Origin of the sequence: Rhizobium herbae (genome assembly GCF_019511375.1) — a bacterium.
GTDB classification, from domain to species: domain Bacteria; phylum Pseudomonadota; class Alphaproteobacteria; order Rhizobiales; family Rhizobiaceae; genus Pararhizobium; species Pararhizobium herbae_A.
In genome coordinates this window covers 1-12444 of sequence record NZ_JAEUAO010000008.1, presented here as the reverse complement: position 1 = coordinate 12444, position 12444 = coordinate 1, and the positions used below count along the sequence as shown (strand labels likewise).

General features: G+C 61.6%; 9 protein-coding genes and 1 tRNA gene. 7 read left to right on the top strand and 3 right to left on the bottom strand.

Annotated elements, in window-relative coordinates:
* Positions 1-8: 8 nt before the first annotated feature.
* On the top strand, positions 9-1292 hold the full coding sequence (locus JNB71_RS23650; RefSeq protein WP_220374220.1) for a cystathionine gamma-synthase family protein: 1284 nt from the start codon (positions 9-11) through the stop codon (positions 1290-1292).
* Positions 1293-1530: 238 nt separating this feature from the next.
* Here the strand turns inward: JNB71_RS23650 and JNB71_RS23645 are convergent.
* A tRNA-Arg gene (locus JNB71_RS23645) sits at positions 1531-1607 on the bottom strand.
* A gap of 219 nt (positions 1608-1826) precedes the next feature.
* On the opposite strand from JNB71_RS23645, the gene JNB71_RS23640 reads away from it, so the two are divergent.
* The 4 genes from JNB71_RS23640 (at position 1827) to metH (ending at position 8352) form a co-directional block, all read left to right on the top strand.
* A complete protein-coding gene (locus JNB71_RS23640; protein ID WP_220374219.1) occupies positions 1827-2723 on the top strand; it encodes an ROK family protein in 897 nt (298 codons plus the stop codon).
* A gap of 18 nt (positions 2724-2741) precedes the next feature.
* Positions 2742-3236: a heme-degrading domain-containing protein gene (locus tag JNB71_RS23635; RefSeq protein WP_220374218.1), complete on the top strand. Its 495-nt coding sequence runs from the start codon at positions 2742-2744 to the stop codon at positions 3234-3236.
* A gap of 19 nt (positions 3237-3255) precedes the next feature.
* Complete coding sequence (locus JNB71_RS23630) at positions 3256-4413, top strand: AGE family epimerase/isomerase (RefSeq protein ID WP_220374217.1); 1158 nt, start codon at positions 3256-3258, stop codon at positions 4411-4413.
* 165 nt (positions 4414-4578) lie between these two features.
* Positions 4579-8352 (top strand): methionine synthase, encoded by a 3774-nt coding sequence (gene metH / locus JNB71_RS23625; RefSeq protein WP_220374216.1) that lies wholly within the window; start codon positions 4579-4581, stop codon positions 8350-8352.
* A gap of 132 nt (positions 8353-8484) precedes the next feature.
* Here metH and JNB71_RS23620 read toward each other — a convergent pair whose 3' ends face one another.
* The gene (locus JNB71_RS23620) at positions 8485-9462 is read right to left on the bottom strand and encodes a nucleoside recognition domain-containing protein (protein WP_220374215.1); all 978 of its coding nucleotides are present in this window, start codon (positions 9460-9462) and stop codon (positions 8485-8487) included.
* Positions 9463-9582: 120 nt separating this feature from the next.
* Between JNB71_RS23620 and JNB71_RS23615 the strand changes: the two genes are divergently transcribed.
* Both JNB71_RS23615 and JNB71_RS23610 read left to right on the top strand, forming a co-directional pair.
* On the top strand, positions 9583-10035 hold the full coding sequence (locus JNB71_RS23615) for an Lrp/AsnC family transcriptional regulator (RefSeq protein WP_220374214.1): 453 nt from the start codon (positions 9583-9585) through the stop codon (positions 10033-10035).
* Positions 10036-10189: 154 nt separating this feature from the next.
* Positions 10190-10408, top strand: a complete 219-nt coding sequence (locus JNB71_RS23610) for a hypothetical protein (protein WP_220374213.1) — start codon at positions 10190-10192, stop codon at positions 10406-10408.
* Positions 10409-10493: 85 nt separating this feature from the next.
* Here JNB71_RS23610 and JNB71_RS23605 read toward each other — a convergent pair whose 3' ends face one another.
* The gene (locus JNB71_RS23605; protein WP_220374212.1) at positions 10494-11972 is read right to left on the bottom strand and encodes an aldehyde dehydrogenase family protein; all 1479 of its coding nucleotides are present in this window, start codon (positions 11970-11972) and stop codon (positions 10494-10496) included.
* Between the last annotated feature and the right edge of the window lie 472 nt (positions 11973-12444).

Sequence of the window (12444 nt, the reverse complement as noted above, 5' to 3'; positions counted from 1 at the left end):
AGACCGTCATGACCGCTCCACACCCTTCCAAGACCCACATTGGCAATCATAAACTGCATCCGGAAACGCAGATGCTGAACTATGGCTACGATCCGGAATTGTCCGAGGGGGCGGTCAAGCCGCCGGTCTTCCTGACCTCGACCTTCGTTTTCAAATCGGCGGAGGAGGGCCGTGACTTCTTCGACTTCGTCTCCGGTCGCCGCGAACCGCCAGCGGGCACAGGCGCGGGGCTCGTCTATTCCCGCTTCAATCACCCCAATAGCGAAATCGTCGAGGACCGCCTGGCGGTCTATGAGCGCACCGAAAGCTGCGCGCTGTTTTCCTCCGGCATGTCGGCGATCGCCACGACGCTTCTTGCCTTCGTCAGGCCGGGTGATGCGATCCTGCATTCGCAGCCGCTCTACGGCGGTACCGAGACGCTCCTGGCGAAGACCTTCCTCAACATGGGGGTCGCCGCCGTCGGCTTTGCCGATGGCGTCAGCGAGGCGTCGGTGCAGCAGGCAGCGGATGCGGCCATGGTCAAGGGCCGCGTCTCGGTGATCCTGATGGAAACGCCGGCCAACCCGACCAACAGTCTTGTCGATGTCGCAATGATCCGGCGGATTGCCGACAGGATAGGCGAAACCCAGGGGCACACGCCGATCGTCGCCTGCGACAACACGCTGCTCGGGCCAGTCTTCCAGCGGCCGATCGAGCACGGTGCGGATCTTTCGCTCTATTCGCTGACCAAATATGTCGGCGGCCACTCCGACCTGATCGCCGGCGCGGCGCTGGGCACCAAGGCGATCATCAAGCAGATCAAGGCGTTGCGCGGCGCCATCGGCACGCAACTGGATCCGCATTCCTGCTGGATGCTCGGCCGGTCGCTGGAAACGCTATCGATCCGCATGGAAAAGGCCAACAGCAACGCGCGTCAGATTGCCGATTTCCTGCGCGATCATCCGAAGGTCGAGACGATCCATTATCTGCCCTACCATGATGCCGGCTCGCCGATCGGCAAGACCTTCGTCGCGCAATGCACCGGCGCCGGCTCGACCTTCTCCTTCGACATCCGCGGCGGTCAGCCGGCCTCGTTCCGCTTTCTCAACACGCTGCAGATCTTCAAGCTGGCCGTCAGCCTGGGTGGTACCGAATCGCTCGCCAGTCACCCCGCGACCATGACCCACTCCGGCGTGCCGGTGGACGTGCGCGAGCGGATCGGCGTGCTTGAATCGACCATCCGCCTGTCGATCGGCATCGAACACCCGGACGACCTGATCGCCGACCTGACGATGGCACTGGATGCGGCCTGAGGCGCTATTTGCGCTTATTTCTGGCAATGTCTTGAAACGGTTACATTCGTGCACCATATTGCGCTCATGGAATTCGTTTCCAGCGGCTGACCACGGATGTACTGGCAGTGCTGTCGAGGCGGGTCGGAGAGGTCGGGTTTCCACCCGGCCTTTTTCTTTGCGCGCATGTGCCGGACGGGATGCTCAAAGGGAACAGCTGTCGGTGGCGGCGCCGAACTCTGCCGCTCTCTCAAGAAACTGGTGATCCCAGATGGATTCGAACCATCGGCCTCAGGATTAGGAATCCTGCGCTCTATCCTGCTGAGCTATGGGACCAGCCGGAAAGAACCCTTACAAAAGCTCGGCCGCGAAGCCAAGTGTTTTCCGATGCGGTTTTGCATCTGATGGCCGGAACTGGACTTTCTCGCGCGGCTTCGCAGCCGCACGGACTGGCGCGAGATGCTTTTCCGGTGCTAAGCAAGGGCGGCGGAACGGGAGGAGACCCGGCCGATGAGGCGCCGCATTGCAACGAGACGCACAAGAGTTTGATTCGACATGTTCATTGGAATTGATTGGGGCGGCACGAAAATGGAAGTCATCGCGCTTGATCGCGATGGCACGACGCGTGCCCGTCACCGCATCGCCACGCCGACCAGCGGCTATGATGCATGCATCCGCGCTGTGCAGGAACTTGTCGTGACAGCCGAGCAGATGGCCGGGGAACAAGGGACGATCGGCATCGGCATTCCCGGCAGTCCCAATCCGCGCACCGGCATAGTGCGCAATTCCAATGCCGTGCTGCTTAACGGTCAGCCGCTCGGGCGCGATCTCCAGGCAGCGCTCGGACGCGACGTGCGGCTTGCCAATGATGCCAATTGTCTTGCGGTGTCCGAAGCCGTCGATGGCGCCGGCAAGGATGCGCATACGGTTTTCGGCGTCATCGTCGGCACCGGCCACGGCGGGGGGCTTGCGATCGGCAAGCATGTGCATGCCGGGTATCAGGGGATCGCCGCCGAAATTGGCCACTATCCGCTGCCCTGGATGACAGAGGACGAATATCCCGGCCACAAATGCTGGTGCGGCAAGCATGGCTGCCTCGACATGTATGCCTGCGGTACCGGCGTCGAACTCGATTACCGGATGACGACGGGCATCGACCGGCGCGGACGCGACATCATCGCCGACAAGCGCAATGGCGATCCGGTCGCCACTGCCGTCTACGAGCGCTTCGTCGACCGGCTCGCCCGCAGCCTGGCGCTGCTCACCAATATCGTCGATCCCGATGTCTTCGTGCTTGGCGGCGGCATGTCGAATGTCGACGAGATCTACGACGAACTGCCGGAGTTGATTGTAAAATATATTTTCGGCGACAGTTTCGAAACGCCGATCCGCAAGGCGGTGCACGGCGACAGCTCCGGTGTGCGCGGTGCCGCCTGGCTCTGGAAAGACTGACAGGCAAGGGAGAAGGCTATGAACGTCGACAAGGATCTCGAACGCATCGCGCTGCAGGAACAGGAACTGCAGTTCGACAGCTTCGGACTGGAAACCGGCTGGAAACTCGGCTCGCTGCTGCGGGATATGGCGGTTGAACGGAAGCTCGGCGTCGTGATCGACGTGACGCTGTTTTCGATGCCGGTCTTCTATGCGGCGCTGGAAGGATCGACGCCCGACAATCCGAGCTGGGTGCGCCGCAAGCGCAACTGCGTCTTCCGTTTTTTCAAAAGCAGCTATGCGATCGGCTTGACGCTCGCCAGGCAGGACAGCACGCTGCAGGCCAAGTTCGGCCTGTCGGACACCGAGTTTGCGCCGCACGGCGGCAGCTTCCCGATCGTCGTGAAAGGCACGGGCTGCATCGGCGCGGTCACGGTTTCCGGCTTGCCGCAGCGCGAGGATCACAACATGGTGGTCGAGGCGCTTGCGGGCATCCTCGGCAAGGATATCGGCGCGCTGAAACTCGGCGCGTAGGAGAGGACGGATATCGACGATGGACATTGGAGGCTTTTCTGCGAAGCTGAATGACTGGCTCGCCAATGCGGCGCTGCCGATGTGGCGCGGCAAGGGCTTTGACGTGTCGAGTGGCGGTTTCGTCGAGACGATCGACATGACGGGCGAGCCGACGCGGGCGAACCGCCGGTCGCGCGTCCAGCCGCGCCAGGTCTATTGCTTTGCGGAAGCGGGCCGCCGCGGCTGGCCGGGAGACTGGCAAAGCGTGGCCAGGAGCGGCATTGCCTATTTCGATCGGGTTTATCTGCAGCCGAGCGGCTTTTACGGGGCTCTGGCGGACGCGGACGGCAACCTGATCGACGCGTCCTTCGATCTCTACAATCAGGCCTTCGCCCTTTTGTCGTTCGCCTATCTCGCCCGGGTCTTTCCGGAGCGGAAGGCGGAGATGATCGAACGCAGCAACAGGTTGCGTGAAAAGCTCGAGGCCCATTGCAGGCATCCATCGGCCGGCTTCGAGGAGGACAATCCGCCGCGCCTGCCGCTCTGCTCCAATCCGCATATGCACCTGTTCGAGGCATGCCTGGCAAGCGAGGCCGTCGAAGGATTCGACGCGGTCGCCTGGACCAACCTTGCCGATGAGATTGCGGCGCTGTGCATGGGGCATTTCATCGACAGGGAAACCGGCGCGCTACGCGAATTCTTCGATCAGGACTGGTCGCCGATGCCGGGCGACAAGGGCCGCATCGTCGAACCGGGCCACCAGTTCGAGTGGGCCTGGCTGCTCCTGCGCTGGGGCGAGCGGCGCGGCAATGCCGACGCGCTTGTCAAGGCGCGCCGCCTGTTCGAGATCGGCGAGCAATATGGCATATCGCAGCCGCGCGACGTGGCCGTGATGACGCTTCTCGACGATTTCTCGGTGGCCGATCCGGTTGCCCGGCTGTGGCCGCAGACGGAATGGCTGAAGGCCTCGATCCGCTTTGCGGCGCTGACGCAGGGCGAGGAACGCGAGCGCTATCTCCGTTCCTCGGTGCGCGCTGCATCGGCGCTGATGAGGTTTCTCGACACGCCGGTGTCGGGTTTGTGGCGCGACAAGCAAAAGTCTGACGGCAGCTTTGTCGACGAGCCGGCGCCGGCGAGCAGCTTCTATCACATCGTCTGCGCCATCTACGAACTCGACGATTGCCTGAAGCGGCTCTGACGCGCGCTTCGATTGATGTCTCGCCGACCGGCCCGTTTCGCCTGAAACGGGCCGGTTTCTTTTGCCCGATCGTTTGATTGCAGACATGCATATGTTGACATAAAGATATCTTTATGTGATCCCTGTGTGCTACTGTATGGTCGTTTTCAGAACGGGAGATTTCCCATGTCCGCCATCGATGCCCTTTTCGGCGCCGTTTCACCCCATCCGGATGGTTCGGAAGTCATGGTCGCATTGAAGGCGCTAGCGCGCGAACGCATCCTGATCATGGATGGCGCAATGGGCACGGAGATCCAGCAGCTCGGCCTCGGTGAGGAACATTTCCGCGGCGATCGTTTCGCCGGCTGTGACTGTCATCTCCAGGGCAACAACGACCTCCTGACGCTGACCCAGCCCGGCGCGATCGAGGAAATCCACTACAACTACGCCATTGCCGGCGCCGATATTCTCGAAACCAACACCTTCTCCTCCACCTCGATCGCCCAGGCGGATTACGGCATGGAGGCGATGGTCTATGAACTGAACCGCGACGGAGCCCGTCTGGCACGGCGTGCAGGGCTCAGGGCGCAGCAGGTCGATGGCAAGCGCCGCTTCGTCGCCGGCGCGCTCGGGCCGACCAACCGCACCGCCTCGATTTCGCCCGACGTCAACAATCCCGGCTTTCGTGCGGTGACCTTCGACGACCTGCGGATCGCCTATGCCGAGCAGATCCGCGGCCTGATCGACGGCGGCGCAGATATCATTTTGATCGAGACCATCTTCGACACGCTGAACGCCAAGGCGGCGATCTTCGCAACCGAAGAGGTCTTCATCGAAAAAGGCGTCCGCCTGCCGGTGATGATCTCCGGTACGATCACCGACCTTTCCGGCCGCACCCTGTCCGGCCAGACGCCCGCCGCCTTCTGGCATTCAGTGCGCCATGCCGACCCCTTCACCATCGGGCTGAACTGTGCGCTCGGCGCCAATGCCATGCGCGAGCATCTGACGGAAATCTCCGACGTCGCCGATACCTTCGTCTGCGCCTATCCGAATGCAGGTCTGCCCAACGAATTCGGCCGCTACGACGAAAGCCCTGAGGAGATGGCGGCGCAGATCGAGGGCTTCGCCCGCGAGGGCCTCGTCAACATCGTCGGCGGCTGCTGCGGCTCGACGCCGGCCCATATCCGGGCGATCGCCGAGGCCGTCTCGAAACACCCGCCGCGCCAGATTCCCGAGGTGCCGCGGCTGATGAAGCTGTCCGGTCTGGAGCCGTTCGCCCTCAGCAAGGATATCGCCTTCGTCAATGTCGGCGAGCGCACCAACGTCACGGGTTCGGCCAAGTTCCGCAAGCTGATCACCGCCGGGGACTATGCGGGCGCCCTCGATGTCGCCCGTGACCAGGTGGCGAACGGTGCCCAGATCATCGACGTCAACATGGACGAGGGCCTGATCGATTCGAAACAGGCGATGGTCGAGTTCCTCAACCTGATTGCCGCCGAGCCGGATATCGCCCGCGTGCCTGTGATGATCGACAGTTCGAAATGGGAGATCATCGAGGCCGGGCTTAAATGCGTGCAGGGCAAGCCGCTGGTCAATTCGATCTCGATGAAGGAGGGCGAGGAAACCTTTCTGCATCACGCAAGACTCTGCCGCGCCTATGGCGCTGCCGTCGTCGTCATGGCATTCGACGAACAGGGACAGGCCGATACCAAGGCCCGCAAGGTGGAAATCTGCACGCGTGCCTACCGGCTTCTGACGGAACAGGCAGGTTTTGCGCCGGAAGACATCATCTTCGATCCGAACATCTTTGCGGTGGCGACCGGGATCGACGAACACAACAATTATGGTGTCGATTTCATCGAGGCGACCCGCGAGATCATCGAGACCCTGCCGCATGTGCATATTTCCGGCGGCGTCTCGAACCTCTCCTTCTCCTTCCGCGGCAACGAGCCAGTGCGCGAGGCAATGCACGCCGTGTTCCTCTATCACGCCATCCAGGCGGGCATGGACATGGGCATCGTCAACGCCGGCCAGCTTGCGGTGTACGACCAGATCGAGCCGGAGCTGAAGGAAGCCTGCGAGGATGTCGTGCTCAACCGCCGCGCCGATTCGACCGAGCGGCTCCTGGAACTGGCCGAACGCTTCAAGGGCACGGCCGGCGGGCAAGCCAAGGAGCGGGACCTGAAATGGCGCGAATGGTCGGTCGAAAAGCGGCTGGAGCATGCGTTGGTCAACGGCATCACCGAATTCATCGACGCCGATACGGAGGAGGCGCGGGAAAATGCCGCCCGGCCGCTGCATGTCATCGAAGGCCCGTTGATGGCCGGCATGAATGTCGTCGGCGACCTCTTCGGTTCCGGCAAGATGTTCCTGCCGCAGGTGGTTAAGTCCGCGCGCGTGATGAAGCAGGCGGTCGCGGTTCTCCTGCCCCACATGGAAGCCGAGCGGCTGGCAGGTGGCGGCGAGGGCGAGCGCCAGAGCGCCGGCAAGGTGCTGATGGCGACGGTGAAGGGTGATGTGCACGACATCGGCAAGAACATTGTCGGCGTCGTTCTCGCCTGCAACAATTACGAGATCATCGATCTCGGCGTGATGGTGCATGCCGCAAAAATCCTCGAGGTCGCGCGCGAGAGAAATGTCGATATCATCGGCCTTTCCGGCTTGATCACGCCGTCGCTTGACGAGATGGCGCATGTGGCCGCCGAAATGGAGCGCGAAGGCTTTGACATTCCGCTTTTGATCGGCGGCGCCACGACAAGCCGCGTACACACGGCGGTCAAGATCCACCCGCGCTACCGGCAGGGGCAGGCGGTCTACGTCGCCGATGCCAGCCGCGCCGTCGGCGTCGTCTCCAGCCTGCTGTCGCCCGAAGCCAAGGATGGCTATGTCGAGACAGTCCGCGCCGAATACAGGAAGGTCGCCGACGCGCATGCCCGCAACGAGCTGGAAAAGCAGCGGCTGCCGCTGGCAAGGGCCCGCGCCAACGCGCAGAAGGTCGATTGGGATAGCTATCAGCCGAAGACGCCGTCCTTCCTCGGCACCCGCGTCTTTCAGGATTGGGATCTTGCGGAACTGGCGCGCTATATCGACTGGACGCCGTTCTTCCAGACCTGGGAACTGAAGGGCGTCTACCCGAAAATTCTCGACGACGAACGCCAGGGCGAGGCTGCCCGCCAGCTCTTCGCCGATGCCCAGGCCATGCTGGCCAAGGTCATCGCCGAAAAATGGTTCGCGCCGAAAGCCGTGGTCGGTTTCTGGCCGGCCGGGGCGGTGGGAGACGATATCCGCCTGTTTGCCGATGAGACGCGGACGGCGGACCTTGCCACGTTCTTCACGCTGCGCCAGCAGATGAGCAAGCGCGACGGCCGCCCGAACGTGGCACTGTCCGACTTCCTCGCACCGGTGGAGAGCGGCAACCGCGATTATCTCGGCGGCTTCGTCGTCACCGCCGGCATCGAGGAAGTGGCGATCGCCGAACGCTTCGAGCGCGCCAATGACGATTATTCCTCGATCATGGTGAAAGCACTCGCCGACCGGTTCGCCGAGGCATTTGCCGAGCGCATGCACGAATATGTGCGAAAGGACCTTTGGGGCTATGCGCCGGACGAAACCTTCGCCCCGACCGACCTGATCAGTGAGCCCTACGCCGGCATCCGACCGGCCCCTGGCTATCCGGCGCAACCCGATCACACGGAGAAGGCCACCCTGTTTCGTCTGCTGAAGGCGGAGGAGGAAATCGGCGTCACGCTGACGGAAAGCTTTGCCATGTGGCCGGGCTCCTCGGTCTCCGGCCTCTATATCGGCCACCCTGAAGCCTATTATTTCGGCGTTGCCAAGGTCGAGCGCGACCAGGTCGAGGACTACGCCGCGCGCAAGGACATGCCGATCGAGGAAGTCGAACGCTGGCTGGGACCGATCCTCAATTACGTCCCGGCGCCGCAGGCAGAAGCAGCGGAATAGGCTCTATCGGGAGTTACTCGTCGGGGTCAGGTGAACTCCGGCGGCAGCACCGGTCGTTGTTGAGCGTGCAAAGCTTCCGGGCGGAGCGGCGAACGGTAGTTCGCCAGCCAGAAGCAGTCTTTCGTCCATAGCTCAACGTCCCTCAGCATTTATGGTGTTCAGCCGAAATATCTGCGTAAAGAATGTCTTATCCGACAGGTGGCGAAGCAGAGCGGCAATTGCGGCAGTTGCCGCTACCGCGAAGGCGAGCCGCCCGGCAAGAACGCCGTGAACATTGGCGCCAAGCGAGATCACGACCAGAGTGTCCTCAATCACGCTGTGCGCGAAGCCCATGAACACACAGGAAAGAAAGATCTGACGTGGTGATATTGCGCCCGATTGCGCCTCGCGGATCAGAAGACCGGCGCCGTAGGAAATTCCGAGGAACAATCCGACAGCGGTGAGATGCCCCGCTTCGCTGCCAATACCGGCAAGGCGCAAGACAGGCGAAAGAGCCTTCATCAGCAATTCCAGCACTCCCGTCACCTTGAGAATTTCAAGGCCCCACGACAGGACGACGAGGATGATTAACATCCAGATCATGGTCTCTCCAAGACCACGGAGATATTCGGCCCAATCGGGTGCGGAGCTTATGGGAATCCAGGCCGGGCTCGCCGGAGCCGATAACCAGCCTGTGGCCGTCAGAACATGGTGCAGTAGAAATGCGTAGAACAAACCGCCCGCGATGCGCAGCACCGTCGTGGCGATCATGCCCGGGCCTGCCTTCTGGATGATCTTCTGCTCGACGGGCAAGCCGTGCGCGAACAGGATGAGCGCCGAGAACACCGTGATATTCGCCTCGCTGAGGGACGATGCAGGAACGAGCGTGAAGATAAGCGGGACTGCGCCCCATATCCCGACGAGCATTGCCGTCAGCCAAGCCAGACCCAGCTCCGGGGGAAGCCCAACCAGACGCATGACCGGCGCAAAAACAGGGGCCACCATCTCGATCGCTCCCATTCTCGACAACAGCTCCGTCAAGATCGCGATGGAGATCGTGATCTTGACGAGCACCCAGTAGATTTCCAGGGTTTCCCTGGTTTTGCGCAAGGCGGAGATCAACAACAGCATCAGAGGCTCCTTTTTGGTTGCCTCGATCTGTTAATCCGAGCCGATTCGCATTTTTGGTCAGAAATTGCAGTTCCGTGCAATTTTATTGCAAATACCCGGTTGGTGGTTATGCTGTGAAAGATGGATCGGATCGACCGGAGACTCTTGAACCTTATGCAGCGCGATGCATCGCGCACGAATGTCGATCTGGCAGACGAGGTGGGCCTGTCTCCCTCCAGTTGCCTGCGCCGCACACAGCGGCTGCGAAAATCAGGTGTAATCGACCGGATTGTCGCGATCCTGAACCCGGCAAAGGCCGGGCGTGTGATCAAGGCGCTGGTTGCGGTGGAACTGAAATTGCACGGCGAACAGCACATGCGCCGCTTTCTGGACATCGCGATCGCCGAAGAGGCGGTTTCACACGCCTATGCCGTTACTGGCGAAACCGATGTCGTTTTAATGCTGCGCCTGCGCGATATGGAAGAATTCGACTCTCTCTGCGAGAGGTTATTCCGCGATCAGACCAATGTCGCCCGCTTCTTCACCATGATGATAATTCGCACGGCGAAAGAGGAAACGGCAATTCGGCTCTGATTGTGCGCCGCGTGCTCTGGCTGGCGTGATGACTTTCGTCCCATGCTGCCGCAGATTTGAAGCCGGGATTGAGAAGAGCGCCTTGGTTCGTGTATGGGACCGCTATGTGTCCGGCATCGCCACATGGATTGATGCGCGGCCGCAAAGGAGATCCATGGCCGAAGACAAGCAGGACACGATCGCCCTTCTCAAGGCGATTGCTCAAAGCCCGAAACGTGACAACAGCGCCTATCACCAGGCCGTCGCCGAGGCGCGCCGGGCCTTCGCGGAGGCCGAGATTGCGCTCGGCGGACCGGTCCGGGTGCGGACCAAAACCAAAAGGAAGCGCAGCGGCGAATATGTGGTCAAATGGACGTTCAAACGTCTGACGTGACAGACCGTGTTTTCGATCGCGTCATCACTGACGCCGGCGAGGGGCACCCGTGCGTGACAGTCACCGCCCCCTTCTCGAAATCACCTCACCCCTTGATATACCACCCCCACGGCTCGTCGCTGTTGTACCGGGTGATCTGCTTCGTCTCCAGATAGTTCGCAAGTCCCCAGCGGCCGAGTTCGCGGCCGATGCCGGATTGCTTGTAGCCGCCCCACGGCGCTTCGGTGAAGGTCGGCTGCGAGCAGTTGACCCAGACGATGCCGGCGCGCAGCGCCTCGGCCACGCGCTCGGCGCGCATCACGTCCTTCGACATGACGGCGGCGGCAAGCCCGAAGCGGCTGTCATTGGCCATGCGGATCGCATCGTCCTCGTCCTTGAACGGCTTGACGCAGACGACGGGACCGAAGATCTCCTCCTTCCAGACGTAGCTGTCCTCGCTGATGTCGGTGAGCACCGTCGGTTCGATGAAGTAGCCGCGGTCGAGACCGGCGGGGCGCCTGCCGCCAAAGGCAACCGTCGCACCGTCGATGCGGGCGCGCTCGATTGCTGAAACGATCTTGTCGTATTGCCCCCTGGAAACGATCGGGCCGAGCAGGGTACCCTCGTCCATGCCGTTGCCGATCCTGATCTTCGCCGCTTCCTCGCATAGCCGCGAAACCACGGCGTCATAGATGCTTGCCTGGACCAGTACTCGCGAAGTGGCGGAACAGACCTGGCCCTGGTTCCAGAAGATGCCGAACATGATCCATTCGACGGCCTTGTCGATGTCGCTGTCGGCGAAGATGACGAAAGGAGATTTGCCGCCGAGTTCCAGGCTGACGTTCTTGATGTCCTGTGCGCCGGCCATCATCACCTTGCGGCCGGTGGAAACCGAGCCGGTGAAGGCGAGCTTGTCTACAAGCGGATGCTCTGTCAGCGGCTCGCCGGCCTGCGGCCCGGTACCGGTGACGATGTTGAGCACACCGGCCGGAAGATCGACCTCCTCGGCAATGACGCCCAGTTCAAGTGCGGTGAGCGGCGTCAGTTCCGAGGGTTTCAGCACCATGGTGCAGCCGGCAGCAAGGGCAGGGGCCACCTTCCAGGCGGCCATCAGCAGCGGATAGTTCCACGGGGTGATCGCGCCGACGACACCCAGCGGCTCGCGTACCACCCTTGACGAGAAACGCGGTTCGCTGAGCGGGATCGTTTCTTCCGGATTGCGATCGAGTTCCTCGGCAAGGCCGGCATAATAGTTGAAACAGTTGACGACATCGTCGATGTCCCACAGGGCCTCGGGCAGGGGTTTGCCGTTGTCGGCGACCTCGAGCCTGGCGAGAAACTCCCGCTTCTCGGCGATCTTTTCTGCCATGGCGCGCAGATAGCCGGCGCGCTCGGTTCCAGTGAAGTGCGGCCAGGGACCGGAATCGAAGGCGTAACGCGCCGCTTTCACGGCCTTGTCGATGTCGCCGCTGGTGCCGGCCGGAGCCTTGTGGATTACCGCTTCGGTCGCCGGATCGACGACATCCAGTGTCCCGCCCTTTTCAGGCCTGACCCATTCGCCGTCGATGTAAAGCCTGTCCTGCATGTCGCCGTCCCTTCTAGATCAGCTCGAGAATGGCTTGGCTGCCGCCGTGACGCCGGTGACCATTTTTATCCGCATCGAATTGGCTGGAGTTTATCGTTCGGCGCCGGATTGTCGAGGAGCCCGTAAGGGCGGCAACCAGGTCTTGGCCGGTCCCGGCGACAGCGATCGATCCGGCGTCCGGCGCCGACATCCGGGAAGGTGCTTTCGGGGCGTATAAAGGCACTTCTTCCATTTTCGCCGGGGGATGAGATTTCGGGCGCCGGAACATGACTGATTTTCTCGATTCTATGGCCTGTTACGCCGATTGCTGAAATATCTGAGCAACATCAGATACTTACGAGAAAATTGATTTTTTTGAAATTGAGCTGTTGACTTCGTTTGAGGGGTGGGACTATAAACCGCTCACCAACGAGGGCGGCGGCGCTGCTGGCGACCGACGAACTCGCTCTGAAGTTTCTTTAGGAAATTGCGA

Coding starts and splice junctions, on each gene's coding strand:
- JNB71_RS23635 (WP_220374218.1), top strand. CDS start 2,742: ATGAACGTCGACAAGGATCTCGAACGCATCGCGCTGCAGGAACAGGAA.
- JNB71_RS23640 (WP_220374219.1), top strand. CDS start 1,827: ATGTTCATTGGAATTGATTGGGGCGGCACGAAAATGGAAGTCATCGCG.
- JNB71_RS23620 (WP_220374215.1), bottom strand. CDS start 9,462: ATGCTGTTGTTGATCTCCGCCTTGCGCAAAACCAGGGAAACCCTGGAA.
- JNB71_RS23615 (WP_220374214.1), top strand. CDS start 9,583: ATGGATCGGATCGACCGGAGACTCTTGAACCTTATGCAGCGCGATGCA.
- JNB71_RS23630 (WP_220374217.1), top strand. CDS start 3,256: ATGGACATTGGAGGCTTTTCTGCGAAGCTGAATGACTGGCTCGCCAAT.
- JNB71_RS23650 (WP_220374220.1), top strand. CDS start 9: ATGACCGCTCCACACCCTTCCAAGACCCACATTGGCAATCATAAACTG.
- JNB71_RS23610 (WP_220374213.1), top strand. CDS start 10,190: ATGGCCGAAGACAAGCAGGACACGATCGCCCTTCTCAAGGCGATTGCT.
- metH (WP_220374216.1), top strand. CDS start 4,579: ATGTCCGCCATCGATGCCCTTTTCGGCGCCGTTTCACCCCATCCGGAT.
- JNB71_RS23605 (WP_220374212.1), bottom strand. CDS start 11,972: ATGCAGGACAGGCTTTACATCGACGGCGAATGGGTCAGGCCTGAAAAG.